General features: G+C 54.3%; 18 protein-coding genes. 10 read left to right on the top strand and 8 right to left on the bottom strand.

The window, feature by feature from the left end; translation table 11 throughout:
* Window positions 1–50 precede the first annotated feature (50 nt).
* On the bottom strand, window positions 51–2,357 hold the full coding sequence (locus SJI19_RS02340; RefSeq protein WP_323476660.1) for an FdhF/YdeP family oxidoreductase: 2,307 nt from the start codon (window positions 2,355–2,357) through the stop codon (window positions 51–53).
* A 285-nt stretch (window positions 2,358–2,642) separates the two neighbouring features.
* On the opposite strand from SJI19_RS02340, the gene SJI19_RS02335 reads away from it, so the two are divergent.
* Together SJI19_RS02335 and SJI19_RS02330 are read left to right on the top strand one after the other, a co-directional pair.
* The gene (locus SJI19_RS02335; protein WP_323476659.1) at window positions 2,643–4,241 is read left to right on the top strand and encodes a PTS transporter subunit EIIC; all 1,599 of its coding nucleotides are present in this window, start codon (window positions 2,643–2,645) and stop codon (window positions 4,239–4,241) included.
* 72 nt (window positions 4,242–4,313) lie between these two features.
* The gene (locus tag SJI19_RS02330; protein ID WP_323476658.1) at window positions 4,314–5,234 is read left to right on the top strand and encodes a LysR family transcriptional regulator; all 921 of its coding nucleotides are present in this window, start codon (window positions 4,314–4,316) and stop codon (window positions 5,232–5,234) included.
* A gap of 71 nt (window positions 5,235–5,305) precedes the next feature.
* Here SJI19_RS02330 and sapF read toward each other — a convergent pair whose 3' ends face one another.
* The 6 genes from sapF to pspF form a co-directional block, all read right to left on the bottom strand.
* On the bottom strand, window positions 5,306–6,118 hold the full coding sequence (gene sapF / locus SJI19_RS02325; RefSeq protein ID WP_323476657.1) for a putrescine export ABC transporter ATP-binding protein SapF: 813 nt from the start codon (window positions 6,116–6,118) through the stop codon (window positions 5,306–5,308).
* A gap of 2 nt (window positions 6,119–6,120) precedes the next feature.
* On the bottom strand, window positions 6,121–7,116 hold the full coding sequence (gene sapD / locus SJI19_RS02320) for a putrescine export ABC transporter ATP-binding protein SapD (protein ID WP_323476656.1): 996 nt from the start codon (window positions 7,114–7,116) through the stop codon (window positions 6,121–6,123).
* The gene (gene sapC, locus SJI19_RS02315) at window positions 7,116–8,006 is read right to left on the bottom strand and encodes a putrescine export ABC transporter permease SapC (RefSeq protein WP_323476655.1); all 891 of its coding nucleotides are present in this window, start codon (window positions 8,004–8,006) and stop codon (window positions 7,116–7,118) included. Before sapC ends, sapD begins: the two co-directional genes overlap by 1 nt.
* Complete coding sequence (gene sapB / locus SJI19_RS02310) at window positions 7,993–8,958, bottom strand: putrescine export ABC transporter permease SapB (protein WP_323476654.1); 966 nt, start codon at window positions 8,956–8,958, stop codon at window positions 7,993–7,995. The genes sapC and sapB overlap by 14 nt, the downstream gene beginning before the upstream one ends.
* Entirely contained in the window at window positions 8,955–10,610 is a 1,656-nt protein-coding gene (gene sapA / locus SJI19_RS02305; protein WP_323476653.1) for an ABC transporter substrate-binding protein SapA, read from the bottom strand. Before sapA ends, sapB begins: the two co-directional genes overlap by 4 nt.
* A gap of 309 nt (window positions 10,611–10,919) precedes the next feature.
* On the bottom strand, window positions 10,920–11,939 hold the full coding sequence (gene pspF / locus SJI19_RS02300; RefSeq protein ID WP_323476652.1) for a phage shock protein operon transcriptional activator: 1,020 nt from the start codon (window positions 11,937–11,939) through the stop codon (window positions 10,920–10,922).
* A gap of 201 nt (window positions 11,940–12,140) precedes the next feature.
* Here pspF and pspA point away from each other — a divergent pair, with 201 nt between their 5' ends.
* From pspA to ycjG, 8 genes are all read left to right on the top strand, one after another.
* Window positions 12,141–12,806: a phage shock protein PspA gene (pspA, locus tag SJI19_RS02295; RefSeq protein ID WP_323476651.1), complete on the top strand. Its 666-nt coding sequence runs from the start codon at window positions 12,141–12,143 to the stop codon at window positions 12,804–12,806.
* Window positions 12,807–12,903: 97 nt separating this feature from the next.
* Entirely contained in the window at window positions 12,904–13,134 is a 231-nt protein-coding gene (gene pspB, locus SJI19_RS02290) for an envelope stress response membrane protein PspB (RefSeq protein WP_323476650.1), read from the top strand.
* A gap of 2 nt (window positions 13,135–13,136) precedes the next feature.
* Window positions 13,137–13,490 carry an envelope stress response membrane protein PspC gene (gene pspC, locus SJI19_RS02285; RefSeq protein ID WP_323476649.1) on the top strand — a complete coding sequence of 118 codons (354 nt, stop codon included), beginning with the start codon at window positions 13,137–13,139 and terminating at the stop codon, window positions 13,488–13,490.
* 115 nt (window positions 13,491–13,605) lie between these two features.
* A complete protein-coding gene (locus SJI19_RS02280) occupies window positions 13,606–15,000 on the top strand; it encodes a YcjX family protein (RefSeq protein ID WP_323476648.1) in 1,395 nt (464 codons plus the stop codon).
* On the top strand, window positions 14,997–16,049 hold the full coding sequence (locus tag SJI19_RS02275; RefSeq protein ID WP_323476647.1) for a TIGR01620 family protein: 1,053 nt from the start codon (window positions 14,997–14,999) through the stop codon (window positions 16,047–16,049). The genes SJI19_RS02280 and SJI19_RS02275 overlap by 4 nt, the downstream gene beginning before the upstream one ends.
* Before the next feature lie 176 nt (window positions 16,050–16,225).
* Complete coding sequence (gene tyrR, locus SJI19_RS02270) at window positions 16,226–17,806, top strand: transcriptional regulator TyrR (protein WP_323476646.1); 1,581 nt, start codon at window positions 16,226–16,228, stop codon at window positions 17,804–17,806.
* Window positions 17,807–17,892: 86 nt separating this feature from the next.
* Entirely contained in the window at window positions 17,893–18,141 is a 249-nt protein-coding gene (locus SJI19_RS02265; protein WP_323476645.1) for a hypothetical protein, read from the top strand.
* Window positions 18,142–18,232: 91 nt separating this feature from the next.
* Window positions 18,233–19,198 (top strand): L-Ala-D/L-Glu epimerase, encoded by a 966-nt coding sequence (gene ycjG, locus SJI19_RS02260; protein WP_323476821.1) that lies wholly within the window; start codon window positions 18,233–18,235, stop codon window positions 19,196–19,198.
* On the opposite strand, the gene mpaA is transcribed toward ycjG, so the two are convergent.
* Window positions 19,184–19,909: a murein tripeptide amidase MpaA gene (gene mpaA, locus SJI19_RS02255; protein ID WP_323476644.1), complete on the bottom strand. Its 726-nt coding sequence runs from the start codon at window positions 19,907–19,909 to the stop codon at window positions 19,184–19,186. The two genes, ycjG and mpaA, sit on opposite strands and share 15 nt — an antisense overlap.
* Window positions 19,910–19,955: the final 46 nt, after the last annotated feature.

Raw genomic sequence — 19,955 nt, 5'->3', positions numbered from 1 at the left:
AAAAAAAAACCACCCGCGCCGGCGGCGGGCGGCAAAAGCAGGTAAAAAAGCTAGATAATTCGGTCGGTGGCGACGTTTTGTGCTCGGGTCAGGCGTACGGGTACCGACTTAGACGTCGGGGTATGGGTGCCATCGCCAAAGCTCGATAGTGGCACCAGTGGGTTGGTTTCGGGATAGTAGGCCGCTAAATTACCGCGGGGAATATCATAAGCGATGGCCTTAAATCCAGTGACTCTGCGGCTAACCTTATCATGCCACAGGGTTTCAATATCCACCCGGTCACCGTCTTGCAGCCCAAGCTCAGCCAGATCCTGCGGATGAACAAATACCACGTCCCGCTGGCCGTAAACGCCGCGATAGCGATCGTCCATGCCGTAAATGGTGGTGTTGTACTGATCGTGGGAACGCAGGGTTTGCAAGGTAAAGGGTACTGCCTGTCCGGCGATCTGTGGGAACAGCGTGTCCGGCAGCGCCGCCGTGCTAAATTGGGCCTTACCGGAGGGAGTAGTAAAACGCAGTTCAGCGGCGGTGTTGCCTAGGTAGAATCCACCCGGCTGTTCGCAGCGCTGGTTAAAATCGGTAAAGCCGGGCAGGGTGGCGGCAATATGGTCGCGTATCAAATTGTAATTGCCCGCCAACTGCAGCCAGTCCAGCGTCTGTGCGCCCAGTACCGCGTCTGCGATGCCGGCCACTATGGCGGTTTCAGAACGTTGCAGCGGGGATATTGGCGGGTTCACGCCTTCTGACGCATGCACCATGCTAAAGGAGTCTTCGACGGTGATATATTGACTTCCGGTCGCCTGGATATCGCGATCGGTGCGGCCAAGGGCCGGTAAGATCAACGCATCCTTGCCGGTAATGAGGTGGCTGCGGTTAAGTTTGGTGGCGATATGCACCGTCAGTTCGCAGCGGCGGATGGCACTTTCGGTGCGGGCGGTATCGGGTGCTGCCACAGCCAGGTTGCCGCCGAGGGCAATCAGGATTTTGCTCTCACCCGCCAACATCGCCTCCAGCGCTTCGACGGTGCTATGCCCCGGGGCGCGGGGCGCAGCGAAGTGAAAATGCGCCGACAGGCTGTCAAGCATTGCGGCAGGCGGCTTCTCGTCAATCCCCATGGTACGATTGCCTTGGACATTGCTGTGACCGCGTACCGGACACAGTCCAGCGCCCGGTTTACCTATCTGACCGAACAGCAACTGCAGGTTAACGATCTCCCTGACGGTATTTATGGAGTGTTTATGTTGGGTGATGCCCATTGCCCAGGTGCAAATGACCCGCTTGGCCCGCTGGTATATTGCTGCTGCTTCACGCAGTTGTGTCTCGCTAAGTCCAGACTGGGCCACAATTTGTTGCCAGGGGGTGGCGTCTACCGCCGCTAAATACTCTGCTACCTGTTGTGTATGCAAGGTAATAAACTGTTCATCGAACAGTCCTGCAAGGCCTTCAGCTTGATGCTGACGGTGGGTCTCCAGTAACGCCTTGACCATGCCGCGCACTGCGGCCATATCGCCACCCAGATTGGGTTGATAATAGCTGCTGCTGATCCGCCCTGATTTCGGCGTCAGCAATTCGAGGGGGTTTTGCGGATCGGCAAAACGCTCAAGACCGCGTTCGCGCAGGGTATTAAACGTCACGATGCTGGCCCCACGATCGGCTGCGTGGCGCAGGCTGTGCAACATGCGGGGGTGATTGGTACCGGGATTTTGCCCGAAGACAAAGATGGCGTCAGCAGACTCGAAATCATTCAAAAGAGTGGTGCCTTTTCCGACGCCAATACTTTGTTTAAGGCCGCTGCCGCTGGCTTCATGACACATGTTGGAACAGTCAGGAAAGTTGTTGGTGCCGAACATCCGCCCGAACAGTTGATAAAGATAAGACGCCTCGTTGCTGGCACGTCCCGAGGTATAAAGTTCCAGCTGGTTGGGGTTATCCAGCCTGTGCAGATGCTGGGCAATCAGTGTGAACGCCGCCTGCCAGCTTATCGGCACATAGCGGTCGGTTTGAGCGTCGTAGCGCAAAGGCTCGGTGAGACGGCCTTGATACTCTAAGAAATAGTCACTTTGTTGATACAGCTTAGCCACACTGTTTTGCGCAAAAAATGCGGTGTTCAGCCCTTTACGTGTGGCTTCCCAACTGACCGCTTTGGCGCCGTTTTCACAAAAGCTGAATGTGCTGGTATTGTCATCGCCCCAAGCACAGCCGGGACAGTCGAACCCCTTGGATTTGTTGACCCGCAGCAGGTTGCGGATGTTTTTGAACGCTTGTTTACTGTCTAATACGTAGCGGGTAGTGGCCTCAAGCGAATCCCAGCCTCCCGCTGCACCTTGGTAAGGTTTGACCGACGGTTTAAATTTCATGTTGCCTGTTCGCAGGTGAATAATAATGGATGGATGTTAAATGATTTTTAACACCTTGGTCTTATCCGGTTAATTCTAGTGAGTTAATGATAATGAGTCTAATCGAATGGCGTTATCACAGGATAGACAATGACTATGACTATGACATAGGGGGCGATTGAGCTTGAAATAGCGAGATAACTGTGAGGTTGTTCAAGGTTTAGACCATAACTGTCGTTGACGCGCCACCAATTAATTCTGTTGACTCATAATTAACGTTCTTAAGTTAACCTGAGAATCCCGTTTATGACAGAATTTGCCAGCAAAATCCATGGATTAGGCAAGGCGTTGATGATGCCGATTTCGGTGATTGCCGCTGCAGGTATCTTTCTCGGTCTGGCGGCAGCGATGCAAAACCCGGCGGTCACCGGTGATGCGTTTGCTAGTTTGAAATATCCTCAACTCGCAATTGGTTTTATTCGCCAGGTGGCCGGTGCGGTATTTGGCAACTTGCCGCTGTTGTTTGCTCTGGCTTGTGCTATCGGTTTGGCTAAGGCGGAAAAACCGACGGCGGCGTTCGCCGCAACGATTGGGTTTATTGCCATGCATGTCGGCATCAGCGCCAGCCTGGCGGCACAGGGGATAACCCAGGCGACCACAACGGTGGCGGCGCTGACCGCGCGCGGGATGTCCATGAATGATGCCCTTATCTATTCATCGCAATTTGCGCCAACGCTCGGTGTGTTTACCTACAATATGAGCGTGTTGGGAGGGGTGATCGCCGGTTTAATTACGGTGGCACTGCATAATCGCTGCTATACCATCGTGTTGCCGACGGCAATCAGCTTTTTTGGTGGCCGGCGTTTTGTCCCCATTGTGACGGTGGTGGTATTGCCGTTGATCGGCATTTGTCTGGCATTTATCTGGCCGACGATTGGCGCGGGCATCGCCTGGGTAGGCCAACTTATCGGCAAAAGCGGCCAGTATGGTATGTTTTTGTATGGTTTTGCCGAACGGTTGCTGATCCCTACCGGTTTACACCATATTCTCAATGAAACTGCGCGCTTTACGCCCATAGGCGGCACTGTCACTGTAGATAACCAGACTATCGTTGGGGCGCTGAACATTTTCAATTTCGCGCTGGCCCATCCCGGCCAGCTAAACGATGGGGTGGTACGCGAGGCTACCCGCTTCCTGGCTCAGGGTAAAATTCCGGTAATGATGTTCGGCCTGCCCGGCGCAGCGTTGGCCATGTATCACTGTGCGCGCCCAGAGCATAAAATACGCGTTAAAGCCCTCATGATGGCCGGTATGCTGGCGTCCTTTACCACCGGTATTACCGAACCGCTGGAATTCTGTTTTATCTTTGTCTCCCCGGTGCTGTATTTGTTCCACGCCGTTATGAGCGGCCTGTCGTTTATGCTGATGGATCTGCTGCAGGTCATGATTGGTAATGTCCAGGGTGGTGCGATCGATCTGATCGTGTTTGGGGTGCTGGGTGGTACTAAAACCCATTGGTGGTATCCGGTAATACTCGGCGCGATCTACTTTTCACTTTATTACTATGTGTTCCGTGTAGTGATTATCCGCATGGCGGTTAAAACGCCCGGTCGCGAGGATGAGGAGCCTGATGTTGTGCAACGCCCGCCCCTCGCCGCGGGCCAACGGGCGGTCAATATCATTTCCGGTTTGGGCGGGGCGCCCAATATCACCGAGGTAGACTGCTGTTTTACCCGGTTGCGGGTCAGGGTCCAGGATATGCGCTTGGTGATCGATCGTACGCTGATGCTCAGTGGCGCCAGCGGGGTCAAGCGAGTCAGTGAGAATGATATCCAGGTTATTTATGGCCCTCAGGTGGAAAAAATCGCACAGGATGTGAAAACGGCGCTGGGGACAGCCACCTGATACGCCGTAGGCAGTTGTTGAAGATGATATACTGGCAGTATCGTCCAAGCCCGGCAGGATCCCCTCGACCTTATGGATATAAAGCAGCTTATTTATTTGTGCAATCTTGAACGTGAGCGCCATTTTGGGCGCGCCGCCGAAGCCAGTTTCGTCAGCCAGCCCACGCTTTCTGTCCGCCTGAAAAACCTGGAGCAGGAACTGGGCGTGGCGTTGATTAATCGTGGTAACAGTTTTCAGGGGTTTACTGCCGAAGGGGCGCGGGTATTAACCTGGGCGCGGGAGATTGTCTCGGTTTACCAGGGTTTGAAACTGGAGGTTGAATCGCTCAAGCACGGGCAAGCAGGTACGTTGCGTATTGGTATAGTGCCCCAGTGCAGTATTCCCTTGGCGCAATTGTTGTTTGATGCCCGCCTGGACTATCCGGCGTTGCAATATCAGGTGACAGTACTCAGCGCCGATGCGTTGGTCGAGGCGCAGGCCAATCATAGCATTGATATGAGCATTGGTTTTTTTGAGCTGGGATTATTGCATGAATTACATTACCAGGTAGCGTGCTTGCCGGATGCGCCAACCGAATTGCTATTTCATCCAGGTCATTTTCCCGCCATCGTGGGCGACGGGGCATTGACCCTCAATCAACTGGCCGATCTGCCGCTGTGCCTGACTGAACCCAGCCGTTATTTTCGCCGTTACCTGGATGAACATTTCCGCGCCGCCGGGGTGATACCCCATATCACGTTGGAAAGTGCATCGATTTTTCAACTGCTACAAGGGATATTTACCGGGCTGGGTTGTGGCATCATGCCGCGCGGCCATTTGCTGCCCGGCATGACGCCAGACCTGCATACCCGAACCCTCACGTTACCGGCCATGAAACGCCAAAGTGCGATTGTCATCGCCGAAACTGGCCGGGCGACGCCGCTGGCCACCACCTTGTTCGGTTTCGCCCGCCTATGGCTGGCTAAACGCGCCGATCCGGCTGTGTTGCTTTAGTCTCACCGCCGGTTGAGTTCAACCGGTGCGCGCTGCGGTTAACCGGGGTCAGCCCATCAGCCATCACCCCATCACCCCATCACCCCATCACGGCGCCAGGCATCCGCGGTCAGTGCTTCGCCAAAGTGACTGGCTATCAGTCGTTTGGTCAGGTCGTGCAGCGGGGCGGCCAACACGTCCGCCGTATTGCCGCGTTCCACTACCTCGCCATGTTGCATCACCATGATTTGATCGCTGATATGCTTCATCATGCCTAAATGCTGGGTGACGTAGATATAGGCGATGCCATGTTTAGCCTGCAATTCCAGCATCAGATTGATAATTTGCGAGCGCATGGACATATCCAGTGCAGCCAACGCCTCGTCCGCCACAATCACTTTTGGTTGCAGGATCAGCGCGCGCGCCAGGCCGACGCGCTGTTTTTGCCCGGGGGCCAACATATGGGGATAATAAAATGCGTGGTCAGGGCGCAAACCCACCTGGCGCAGGGTCTTGTTGATAATACGTTCGCGTTCTGGCGCGGGCAGGTCGGTATTTAATCGCAATGGAACATCCAGCAACGGCCCGATGCGCTGGCGGGGATTGAGCGAGTTGCCGGCATCCTGAAAGATCATACGGATACGCTGGCTACGATAGCGATAGTCACCGAAGGTCAACGGATGATCGTCAATCAATAATTCACCACCGGTGGGTTCCAGAGTACCGGCCAGCATCTTGGCCAGGGTGGATTTGCCTGAACCGTTTTCACCGATAATGGCCAGAGTTTGTCCCTCACGCAGGATAAAACTCAGGGGTTTGACCGCGTCTATCTGATGCCGGGTAAACAGCCCGGTACGATAACGAAAGGTTTTGGTCAAATTGCGTGCTTCCAATAAGGTTTCCATGATTATTGTTGCCCTTCCATATTCAGCGGAAAATGACAAGCAAACCAATGGTTCTTTACCGGCATCAGGGGCGGCATTTCGACGCAGGTCCTTTGGGCGTAAGGGCAGCGTGGTCCCAAACGACAGCCAATGGGCAAGTTTTCCAGCGAAGGAATGCCGCCCGGTAACGTATTGAGCCGGCTTTTGGGCGGCATCGAGCGACCAAAGTCAGGGATGGCGCGAATAAGCGCCTGAGTATAAGGGTGGTGCGGCGTGGCGATTAATTCCTCGCAGGTGGCGCTTTCTACGGTCTGTCCGCAATAAAGCACGTTGATTCGGTTAACCCATTTGCTCATCATCTGAATATCATGGCTTATCAGTAGAATGGTGGTGTTGTTGTTCTGGTTCAGTCCTGCGAGCAAACGAAAAATCTGCGCTTGGGTGGTGGGTTCCATGGCGTTGGTGGGTTCATCAGCGATCAACAACCGAGGCTGGTTGGCCAGTGCGATGGCAATCATCACCTTTTGGCATTCGCCATCACTGAGCTCATAAGGGTAGCTGCCCATGATGCCTTTATGGTCTTTAATGCCAACCCGGTGCAGCAGCTCGACGGCGCGGCGTTTGCGCCAGCCAAACCGGTGCCATAAGGTCCCTTTATAGGTCCATCCAGGGATGACTTCCATCAACTGGCGGCCGATGGTTTCCGACGGGTCGAGGCACGATTGTGGTTCCTGAAAGATCATCGATACATTATGGCCCACCAACCGGCGTCGCTCACGGGGCGTCAACTGCAGCAGATCAATATCATTAAAACGAAAACGGTCCGCCGTCACGTGCCAATTATCCTTGGTGACGCCGCAGATGGCTTTGGCAATCAGGCTCTTGCCGGAGCCAGATTCGCCTACCAGCCCGCGGACCTCACCTTCGGTCAGGGTAAAACTGACCCGATCGACGGCTTTAACCGGTCCTTCGTCAGTCATAAATTCAATGGTTAAATTACGGATATCCAATAATGGCATTATTCAACCCCTGAAATTAACGCGCGGCGTAGGCCATCGCCCAGCAGATTTACGATCAACACGCTGGCCATAATTACACCACCGGGCAACATTACCGTCCAGGGTGCCACATACACTAAATCCAGGGTATCCCCCATCATGGCACCCCATTCCGGTGACGGCAGTTGGGCCCCCAAATCCAGGAAACCCAGAGCGGCGATATCCAGTATGGCCATAGATAATGCCCGGGTAAATTCCACGACCAACTGGCTGGCAATATTTGGCAGCACCGCATAACGCAGAATATGCACCATGGACGCGCCGTCAATGCGTACCGCCAGGACGTATTCCTTTTCCAATTCTTCATGCACCGCGCTGTAAACCGTACGCACAATACGCGGCAACAAGGCTAGCCATACCGCCAGCATCGCATGTTCAAGCTTGGGACCAAGAAACGCCACCACCACAATGGCCAACAGTAGCGAAGGGATAGACAGCAACGTATCCAGAATATGATTAAGTGCCGCCGAGCGAAGCCCGTGGGTCACGCCCGCCAGCACGCCAACCGCCACGCCGCACACCGAAGCGACAAGGGTGACCAGCAGTGCTGAACCCACGGTGGGGGCGGTACCGGCCAGCAGTCGGCTGAGCACATCGCGACCCAGATCATCGGTACCAAGAAAAAACGAAACATCACCATAACGTGACCAGGAAGGTGGCAGCAGTTGGTAACCCAGAAACTGTTGATCCAGCGCATAAGGTGCTATCCACGAGCCAAATACGCACAGCAAGATCAGCAGTAGAAAACCATACAAACCAATCATCGCCATGGTGTCGTGATAAAAAATACGGCCGACATAACGCAGCGGTCCTGGCATGCGTTTTTCACGGTAAATATTATCTGAGAGCATACCATTCCTTATGGCGCAGCGGGTTTGCCAGGGCACCAAGCACATCTGTCAAGACGTTAGTGCCAATGACCAGCGCACCGACCACCATGACCCCCGCAGAAATCGCGGCATAATCCTGTTGGCGAATGGCATTCACCAGCCAGCGTCCAAGACCGGGCCAGCTAAAAACCACTTCGGTGATCATCGCCAGCGTCAGCATGGTAGAGAACTGCAGTCCCAATTTGGGAATGATTGGTGGCAATGCGTTATGCAGCACATGGCGGCGAATAATGGTCGTCAGGGTCAGACCCCGAGTGGCTGCCGCTTTGACATAGTTACTGCCGAACACGTCGGCGGTGCTGACCCTCATCAACCGGATCACCTCGGTGGTGGGTGCGACCGCCAGCGCGGTGATCGGCAATATCATATGCCGCAGTGCGCTGGTCATCATTTCCTGGCGATACGGCGAGTCGGATAACCAGGCGTCCAGCAGGGTAAAACCGGTAATCGGTTTGATCTGATAGAGCAAATCGTAGCGGCCTGAGACCGGTAACCAGCCGAGATGCAGCGCGAAAAACAGCGTTAACAGCAACGCCAGCCAGAACACCGGCATCGATAAACCAAGCAAAGCAAACACACTGATACTCACATCCTGCCACTTGGTTTGGTTTACGCCAGCAATAATGCCCAAAGGAATGCCGATGGAAAGCGCCAAAATAAACGCCAGCACACAAAGTTCCAACGTAGCGGGAAACACACTGCGTAACTGCTCGCCGATGGGTTGGCCATTAATGTTCGATACACCAAAATTTAAATGTAACAGGCTATTGAAGTAATACAGATAGGCATCGGTGATGGCCGCGCCGCTCAGCGGCGCATTGGGTGTGAAATAGCTTAGACTGAATCCAACCAACGTCAGAATAAACAGCGTGATCAGTAATAAAACAATCCGACGCAGAGTAAATATAATCATGGTTTGGATTCCTGATCATCGTCACGGTATACCCCGGCAAACGAGGCATTACCAAATGGGCTGAGAATTAAACCCTTGATGTCGTAGCGATAGGCCTGTAGGCGCAGCGATGACGCCAGTGGCAACACCGGCAGCTGTTGTTCTAGGATCTTTTGCGCCGCGCGATAAGCGTCCATCCGCCCGGACAGCTGTTGCGACAACAGCGCCGAGTGTAATAACTCATCGAACGCTGGCTGGCACCAGTGAGCATAGTTGGTTTGCGAGCGGATGGCGGCACAACTGAGTAATGGCCGGAAAAAACTGTCCGGATCGTTACTGTCGGTTGACCAGCCGGCCAGCGTCAGGTCGTGATCGGTGGCCATTAATCGCGCTTCCTGGAAACGGCCTTCCACCGGCACAATATTCACAGTGATGCCTACCAGTGCCAGATCGGCCTGGATTAACTCCGCAGTTTTCAGCGGGCTGGGGTTATAGGATTGAGAGGCGGTGGGGACCCATAAACTCAACTCGAGATGCTCTTTGCCCAGGTCATGTAATATCTGCCGTGCTTTTTGCGGGTTGTATTCAGTCACCTTGGCATCATTATCATAAGCCCACGATGCGCGTGGCAGTATGGATGCCGCTGTCTCTGCGGTGCCGTAATAAATGGACTGCATCAGGCGCTGGTTATTGATCGACAAGGCGATCGCATGGCGCACCCGTATATCGTCCAAGGGCGGTTTGCCGGTATTAAACGCCAGATAGGCAATGTTCATGCCTGGGCGCAGAGTGAGTCGCAAGCGGGGATCGTCGCGTAGGATGCTTAACTGGCTGGCTGCCGGATAGGCCAGTACATCGCACTCGCCGGTCAGTAACTTGGACAGTCGGCCGATACCGCCGGCGCCCAGATCGATAACCACCTGGCGCATGCGCGGCAGGCCACGCCAGTAGTGATCATTGCGCAGCAGACGGATAAACTGGCCGGCGTGGTACTCATCAAGCATAAACGGGCCGGTGCCCACCGGTTGGCGATCAATCAGCTCTTGATGATCGGCAGCGCTTAATTGCTTGGCGTACTCATCAGAGAGTACCGGCGCATAATGGGTCGCGATATGCCACAAAAAAGAGGCATCGGGGTTTTTCAGTCGAAACTCGACGGTATCGTTATCGAGTTTGCGCACGCTTTGCACCGAATCGGGAAACTGCAGACTATCAAAATAGGGGTAATCGCCGCCGTTCACGTCATGATAAGGATGATGCTTATCAAACATGCGGGAAAAACTGAACACCACATCGTCCGCGTTAAGCGTGCGGGTAGGGGTAAACCAGGCAGTGTGCTGGAACTGGACGTTTTTACGCAGATGAAACCGATAGGTGGCACCATTGTCCAGCACTTCCCAGCTTTGCGCCAGCTCGGGGATGAGCCGGTAGGTATAGGGGTCGACCCCCAACAGCCGATCGTAAAGCTGCGCTGACAGCGTATCCACGGTTAATCCGTTGCTGACCATCTGGGGATTAAAAGTGTTGAGCAGGCCGTTAACGCAGTAAACAAAACCGCTTTGGCGAATGTCCTGCAGGGGAACCGGCTGTGGTGCGGCAACCGTGTGCGGACTGAATAATAACGGGGTGAGGCCAAAAGACAGCGCCAGCCAAAAAGAACGTTTAATTCCCATAACCACTTACATTCTGCCAGTCAATACTATCAGTTTACCTCACTCTGGCCTCACGCCCAATCGCGGCGCACATAAACCTGCGGCCAAGGCGTAAAAAGCCGGTGATGGAGAAAAAGAACCCCAATAACTGTATGGTAATGATAAAGATTATCATTAAATCACTTTACAATTGCTAGTGATAAGCATTATCATTCACATGCCGTTGGATGATAAGCCCCACTTAGCGTTCTCCGGCACGACATTGCTCACATTGCTTCCTGTATTATTTTTATTGCCGGCCTAGATGCCGGCTTTTTTTTGGGGGGAGGCTTACTCGACGGTCTCCTCTTCATTGCCGTTTCCGCCGATTCGTATCGCGTGTTTTTTCATCACACCGCGCAATTGATGATAGGTCAAGGACAGTAATTCGGCTGCCTGACGCTGGTTATAATGCGCCTGCACCAGTGCGCGCTCCACCCACGTTCTCTCCTGCAACTCCAGCCATTGTTTTAAATCCAATGGGAGGGACGCCCTTGCCGTGTCGTCGATTGTGACGTCGAGCGGCGGTGTCTGCTCCACCAGTGCAAAAGCATCCAACAGGATGTCGTCTAACGGTTTTTCGCTATTGTCATGACGGTAAATCGAACGTTCCACCACATTTTTCAATTCGCGGATATTACCGGGCCAGCCATAGTTCAACAGGGTTTGGCGCGCGTTCGGGGTAAAACCAGGGAACAAGGGCAGATTGATTTCGCGACACATTTGAATAGCAAAATGCTCCGCCATCAGCATAATATCTTGCTGGCGTCGGCGCAGCGGCGGCAGAGCTACCACGTCAAATGCCAGCCGGTCCAGCAAATCGGCGCGAAACAGTCCGGTCTTGGCTAATCGAGGTAAATCGGCGTGGGTGGCGCATACCAAGCGCACGTCCACCTGCAACGAGCGGTTGCCGCCAACCCGCTCGAGTTCGCCATATTCGATCACCCGCAACAGCTTTTCCTGCACCATCATCGGGGCGGTTGCCAACTCATCAAGGAATAACGTTCCCCCGTCTGCACGTTCAAACCGGCCTTGATGACGTTTTTGCGCACCGGTAAACGCACCGGCTTCATGACCAAACAGTTCTGAGTCCAGCAGATTTTCATTAAGCGCCGCGCAGTTCAAGGAAATAAACGGGTTTTGCCAGCGAGGGGAGAGATAATGTAACCGGCGTGCAATAAGTTCTTTACCGGTACCTCGTTCACCAATAACCAGCACCGGCTTGTTCAGCCGCGCCAGCCGGGAAACCTGCTCCAACATCTCCAAAAAATTGTTGGATTGGCCCAGCAAATTGTCATGGTTTTCGCTCATGGTAAATTTCGCCAACTAGTAGTGTTAATTATCACTATAGGAGATGCTGTGATGGAGTCAATTTAAAAAATGGCTTAAAATCAATAAATTAAATTTACAGAACTCTTGGCATGATTATTGTAAATAACTCTACTGTAATCGTTAATTCGGCTGTCACGGATAACTCAATTTTCAGCCACCACTGTTTAAGAGGATGACATCATGGGGATTTTTTCTCGTTTTACCGATATTGTGAACGCTAATATCAATGCCTTGTTGGACAAAGCCGAAGACCCGGAAAAATTGGTACGTTTGATGATCCAGGAAATGGAAGATACCCTGGTCGAGGTTCGCACCACGTCGGCTCAGGCGTTGGCAGAAAAGAAACAGCTGTTACGGCGCATCGATCAGGCCGAAACCCAGCAGGCCGATTGGCAGGAAAAGGCCGAGTTGGCGCTGGTGAAGAATAAAGAAGATCTGGCCCGTGCCGCGCTGATGGAAAAGCAGCGTTTGACCAAACTGATCACCCTTTTGCATCAAGATGTTGCGGTGATAGAAGAGACCCTAGAGCGCATGAAGCGTGAAATCGGTGAACTGGAAAATAAGCTGTCGGAAACCCGTGCCCGACAGAAGACCTTGGCGCTGCGTCACCAGGCGGCGGCATCGTCGCGCGATATTCGCCGTCAGTTGGACAGTGGCAAAATTGATGAGGCCATGGCGCGTTTTGAGCAGTTTGAGCGTCGGATCGATCATATGGAAGCGGAAGCGGAAAGTGTCGGTTTTGGTAAACAAAAGTCGTTAGACCAGGCGTTCGCCGAACTCAAGGCCGATGATGAAATCAGCGCGCAGTTGACGGCACTCAAGGCGCGGATGAATAAAATAGAGTAGCGGGTGCGGCAGGGTTCGCCTGCCGCCGGGGCAGGGTGGTCGACGCCAGTTGGGGGCGATCCTACGCGATATCAACAGAATATAATAAGGAGCAAACATGGAAGCCCTGTTTATTGTGCTTGCCATCCCGTTAACCATTTTCGTCCTGTTTGTGGCGCCGGTGTGGTTATGGTTGCATTACAACAGCCAGCGTCGACAGGGATCGGTGCTGCAGGCGCAAGACAGTCGCCGCTTGGTTCAGCTAACCGAAGAGGCGGAGCGTATGCAGGCGCGCATCCGCGCGTTGGAAGATATATTGGATGCTGAACATCCCAACTGGAGGCAGTGATTATGGCCAGGCGCGAAAAGCCACAGCTTTATCTCAGACCCGATGAAGGCATGATCAAAGGCGTCTGCGCCGGGGTGGCGCATTATCTTGACGTGCCGGTGAAACTGGTGCGTTTAATCGTAGTGTTATCGATGTTTTTTGGTCTGTTTCTCTTGACTATCATCGCTTACGTGATCCTGGCATATTGGCTTGAACCGGCGCCAGCCCAGGAAACCGCGAGACGTTATATTTCACCGGCGCGGCAGTTGGAACGGGTGGCGCTGCAATTACAAGACGACGAGCAGCACCTGCGCCAGGTGGAGCGTTATGTGACCTCTGAGGCCTTCGGCCTGCGCAACCGATTTCGCCAACTGTGATCTGCGGTATTATGTCGCTGCGTGCGGGCGGATGATGCCCCTTGCCTGAGTAAATTTGTTTGTTGGCTGATTGGGCGACATAATAGACTTCTTTTTATCGGGAGACATGATGTCCATGAACCGACTGCAAAGCGATCTCGGCGCGCTGGTCAACCGCGGCCTAGACCGGCATTTGCGCCTGGCGGTCACCGGATTAAGCCGCAGTGGTAAAACTGCATTTATTACTTCCATGGTTAATCAACTGCTGATGGTTAACCATGGCGCGCGATTACCGATGTTTTCCGCGGTGCGCGATGGACGGTTACTCGGGACCAAACGGGTTGCGCAACGTCATCTGGGGATCGCGCGTTTCGCTTATGATGAAGGCCTCGCGCAGCTATACGCCACCCCCCCAGCCTGGCCGACACCGACGCGTGGTGTCAGCGAGATGAGGCTGGCATTGCGTTATCGAACCCGTGACGCCCTGTGGCGCCATATCAAAGATACCGGCACACTCTACTTGGAGATTGTCGACTACCCCGGCGAGTGGCTGCTGGATTTACCGATGCTGGAACAGGACTATGTGTCCTGGTCGCGGCAGATGAACGGCCTACTCCAAGGTGACAGGGCACAGTGGGCTGCGCCTTGGCTGGCCAAATGTGCTGCGCTTGATCCTCTGGCGCCGGCTGACGAGCGGGTATTGGCGGACATTTCCCGCGCCTATACCGATTACCTTTTGCGCTGTAAAGCTGAAGGGCTGCATTTTATTCAGCCGGGGAGGTTTGTGCTGCCGGGTGATATGGACGGCGCACCGGCGCTGCAATTTTTTCCCTGGCCGGCCACGGCCGACGTCGACGCGCGGCTGGCATCGGCCAGCAAAAGTTCGACGCTTGGCGTACTGCGTAGCCGTTATCAATACTACTGCCAACACGTGGTGAAAGGGTTTTATAAACAGCATTTCACCGGTTTTGACCGGCAAATTGTGCTGGTGGACTGCCTACAACCCTTGAACCATGGCCCACATGCCTTTAACGATATGCGCCTGGCCATGACCCAATTGATGAGAAGCTTTCATTACGGTAAACGCAGCCTTTACCGCCGTCTGTTTTCTCCCTGTATCGACAAACTGATGTTTGCCGCCAGTAAAGCCGATCACGTGAGCACCGATCAGCAGGCGAATTTGGTGTCATTACTGCAACAACTGGTTCGCGACGCCTGGCAGGACGCGGCGTTTGAAGGTATTTCCATGGATTGCGTCGGACTGGCTTCGGTACGCGCGACCGAAAGCGGCCTGGTTAATCACGAGGGGCAGCAAATCCCGGCATTGCAAGGGCATCGACTGAATGATGACCAATTGCTGACGTTTTATCCGGGCGATGTGCCGGCCAGGTTACCTGACGCGGCGTTTTGGCAAGGACAGGGTTTCCAGTTTGAGAGCTTTCGGCCGCGCAGCATGGACCCGGACGGGCCGCTGCCGCATATCCGTTTGGACGCGGTGATGGAGTTTTTATTGGGAGACAAACTACGATGAACGATCCTGTCAAACCGCGTATTGATTTTACCTCCCAGGATTTACCCGCGCCGACGCCGGAGGCCGCACCGCTGCGCTCTGCGCAAAACTTTGATATGCAAAAAAACGCGCAGTTTCAGGCCCAGCCTGAGCTCGATGAGCCGGGGCGGCCCGAACAACTGTTGACTCAAACCCTGCGGCCAAGGCGCAGTGTGTGGCGGGGCATGGTGATGGCTGGCGCAGGGTTGTTGGTGTTTAGCGCGGCGGCTCAAGGCATAGTCTGGTCGGTGCACGCGTGGCAACAGCAGGATTGGCTATCACTGGGGACCCTTGCCGCCGGCACGCTGTTCGTCATGGCAGGTGCCGGGTCGCTGGTCACCGAATGGCGCCGGTTATACCGGCTACGACAGCGTGCCGACGAGCGTGAGCGGGCGGGTGAGCTACTACAAAGCCACGCACCGGGCCAGGGGCGGGCATTTTGTCTGCGTCTGGCGGAACAAGCCGGAATAAACCAGGATCATCCCGCCTTGCAGCGCTGGCAAGCGATGTTACAGGAAACCCAAAGCGATCGTGAAGTGGTGACGCTGTACGCCAAAATAGTGCAACCGCTGGTTGATGTTCGGGTACGTAATGCGATCAGCCGCTCCGCCGCCGAATCGGCGTTGATGATTGCCGTGAGCCCATTGGCTATTGTCGATATGGGGTTTATTGCCTGGCGCAACCTGCGGCTGATTAATCATATTGCCAGCCTTTATGGGCTGGAAGTGGGCTATTTTAGCCGTATTCGGCTATTTCGGCTGGTGTTGCTCAATATTGCTTTTGCCGGCGTCAGTGAATGGGTCACCGAGGTGGGCATGGACTGGATGTCGCAAGATCTGACCGCCCGGCTTTCTGCTCGTGTGGCGCAAGGCATGGGGGCAGGACTGCTGACCGCGCGTCTGGGGATCAAAGCCATGGAACTGTGCCGCCCGCTGCCCTGGATCGACGGTGACAAACCCCGCCTGGGAGACTACCGGCGCGAAATTTTCGCACAGCTGCGCGCGATGATGGATCCTAAACCGCCTGCTTAAGCCGGCGGGTTGCCCGCCTGGACACCGAACTTTTCCCGGCAACGCGGCGTTCACCACGCGACCGTCTTTCCATACTGTCAACTTTTTGTGACAGATGACTTCATCCCGGGTGCGCCAGCACGTATTATGGTCAAAGAATTTTTCTTCACTACCACTGCTCCGCTAAGAGGCGCTACATGCGATTGGAAGTCTTTTGTGAAGACCGCCTGGGGTTAGCCCGGGAACTGCTTGATTTATTGGTCGCACGCAATCTGGATCTGCGCGGTATTGAGATCGATCCGCAGGGCCGGATCTACCTGAATTTTCCGCCACTGGCATTTGAACCGTTTCGGGCAATGATGGCCGATATTCGCCGCATCAGCGGCGTTACTGATGTCCGTACTGTCGAGTTTATGCCATCGGAACGCGAACATCGGGCACTGGACGCTATTTTGACAGCCATGCCTGAACCGGTGCTTTCCATCGATTTGAAAGGTCGAGTGGAATTGGCCAATCCCGCCGCCATGGCGTTGTTCGCGCAAGGTTATGACCAGATGCATCATCTGCCTATTGGTCCGCTCATCGACGGTTTTAACTTTACGCGTTGGCTGGAAAGTGAGCAGCCGTTGCCCGACAGTCGACCGGTAGTGATTATGGGGCAGGATTTCCTGTTGGAAATCATTCCGATTCATCTCACCAGTGAAACTGACCAACTCGCCATCGCTGGGGGCGTGATCCTATTGAAATCCGCCGTGCGTATGGGACGACAACTGCAACAACACGGGCCGATCGACGATCGTGAATTGGGTCATGTGATTGCCGTGAGTCAAAAAATGCGCCAGGTGCGCGAACAGGCACGCAAACTCGCCATGCTAGACGCGCCGTTATTGATAAGCGGAGAGACGGGGACCGGAAAGGATTTATTGGCCCACGCCTGTCATATGCGCAGCGCGCGCGGTACACACCCCTTCTTGGCGCTCAACTGCGCCGCCTTGCCCGATGATGTGGCCGAGAGCGAATTGTTTGGTCATGCGGCGGGGGCCTATCCCAATGCGTTGGAAGGCAAAAAAGGGTTTTTTGAGCAGGCACAGGGTGGGTCGGTATTGCTTGATGAAATCGGCGAGATGTCGCCCAATATGCAAACCAAACTGTTGCGCTTTCTTAACGACGGGACCTTTCGCCGGGTTGGCGAAGATCGCGAAATGCATGTCGACGTGCGAGTTTACTGTGCTACTCAAAAAAATTTGCTGGAATTGGTGCATGAGGGCCACTTTCGCGAAGACCTCTATTACCGCCTGAATGTGCTGACGCTTAATCTGCCTGCGTTGCGCGATCGTCCAGACGATATTATGCCGCTGGCAACGCTGTTTATTGCGCAATTTTGCGACGATCAAGGCATGACTCGCCCTGCCATGTCGCCGGAACTGTCGGTCATGCTGACTCAGTACGCCTGGCCGGGCAATGTCAGACAATTAAAAAATGTGCTTTACCGGGCGATGGCCCAGTTAGAATCAGCCGAACTGACAGTAAGTGATATCGACCTACCTCAAGTGGCTCAACCGCTGGTGGCGCCGATCACCGAAGAGGTGCTAGACGGGTCACTCGATGATATCAGCAAACGGTTTGAACGCTCGGTGCTGACCCACCTTTATCGCTCTTATCCCAGTACCCGCAAGTTGGCCAAACGGCTGGCAGTATCCCATACTGCTATTGCCAATAAGCTGCGTGAATACGGTCTGAGTGCAAAGAAAACGGGCGAGGAGGAGGGCGAAGAGTAAATTTTCGCCTGCAGCGACCGGTGGGATACGTCCCTCGTCGCGTCGCATAAACCACCCTACCGCTGCAGGTGTCGCGCTGGGGAAATATGTTCAGTCCCTTGCGTTTATCGGTATGGTTGGCTAACGTTATATCCGATATGTCTTTGGCCATGAGCGGATTATCCGGTAAGTCATTGTCTATCAGTGAAAAATGTAGTGCCCGTTACGCCCGATTACAGTTGCTGTCCGCCATACTCACCGCGGAATTAGCCAGAAAATGTACTGTCTGCGTCATATCTAAGCCCTTGTTCCAGACTGATAACTGGGTCAGTCTGGAATTTGCCACAATACAATGATAGTGATCTTGCCCAGGGGATGCTATTTTTCATTACCACTGGATGTGGATGCAACTTTTTGATTTTATTAAAAATAATTTGAGGGTTAATGATGAGAATGATGCATTTCTATCCGGAGTCCTGGCCGTTGCATACGCCTTTTGTGATTTCTCGGGGCAGTCGTACCGAGGCCAGGGTGGTAGTGGTGGAGATTGAGCAGGATGGTATAACCGGGGTGGGTGAATGTACACCCTACGCGCGTTACGGCGAAAGTGAACAATCGGTCATTGTGCAGCTTGCTAGCGTGACGCACGCCATGGAGCATGACGTCTCACGGGAGATATTACAACAACTGTTGCCGGCCGGGGCTGCCCGCAATGCGGTAGACTGCGCGTTATGGGACCTTGAACGACAGCTCAATAACAAAACCTTGGCTGAGCTGGTCGGTGTGACGTTACCGGCGCGCATCGACATGGCCCAGACGTTAAGCATTAACGAACCGGAACTGATGGCGCAAGCGGCCTTGGAATATTGGCAAGCCGGGGCTCGGTTATTGAAAATAAAGCTCGATGACAGCTTGATCACCGAACGCATGGTCGCCATCCATACCGCAGTGCCAGACGCGACGCTGATAGTCGATGCCAACGAATCCTGGCAGCCCGAAGGCTTGGCGGCCCGCTGTCAGTTGCTGGCGGACCTCGGTGTGGTGATGTTGGAACAACCGCTGCCGGCGGAACAAGACTCCGTGCTGCAGCACTTTATCCACCCACTGCCAATTTGTGCCGATGAGAGTTGCCATACCCGCCAGCAGCTACCGGCGTTAAAAGATAATTATGAAATGGTCAATATCAAGCTGGATAAAACCGGTGGCCTGACCGAAGCGTTATTATTGGCGCAGCAGGCCAGCGATCAGGGCTTCGCCGTTATGCTGGGGTGCATGTTATGCACCTCGCGCGGCATCGCCGCTGCGTTACCGCTGGTGTCTTTTGCCCGATTTATTGATCTTGACGGACCGACCTGGTTGTCGATGGATGCGGCTCCTCATCTTAAGTATCGCTGTGGCTCAATCACCCTGTGACAAGGTTGGTGGGTAGTCAAGCAGGTCGACCAGCGCATCGAGATAATGGCTGGTGGCAGCATCGGCGGAAATAGCCGGTAACTCGACGGTAATACAGGGTAAGCGACGATCTTCACACCAACTGCCGAACGAGCCCGGGGTGGCGTAACCGACGCTATCGACCAATGGTAAGGCTAACCGCGCGGCCAGCCAAACGGCCAGCGGTTCTCTCGTGGCTTGTTCAACGCAGGCCAGCGGCTCATGAAAAGACACTACCCACGGTGGATTGAGCTGTGTGATGAGTTGGCAAAGCGCGCTGGTTTCCGGTTCAGAACCGGCATAAGCACCGGTGGATAACAGCACATCCCGTTGTGTTGTCTCACTGGTCCAGCGGTATACCGTTTCTCCCGCTTGCCAATTAGCCGCGGGAAAATTGCGATTCACATCGACGCCGTTGGCGTTGGCTCTAAGGCCCAATTGGCATCCGTCGGGATTCACTGCCAAAATCACATGATGACGCCTGACGCCGGATGCCAGCGTACGCAAGGCGCAAGACAGCGCCACGACGCTTGCGGTTTCGTCACCGTGGGTGCCGGCGATCACCAGCCCGCTGTCGGAGCTGACCCTCTCTGCAGGGAAATAGAGCAGGGGGGCGCCAAGCACCGATTTGCCATATACACTGCCCAACGAAGATAACGCGCCTCGGCGCGATCGCGCTTGAAATGTCGTCATGCTGTTTCCTGACCGAAAATAATAGGTTACATTTGCAAACTACTTT

This window comes from Acerihabitans sp. TG2 (assembly GCF_035013185.1).
Classification (GTDB): domain Bacteria; phylum Pseudomonadota; class Gammaproteobacteria; order Enterobacterales; family Enterobacteriaceae; genus Acerihabitans.
This window is presented reverse-complemented; position numbering and strand designations above follow the sequence as displayed.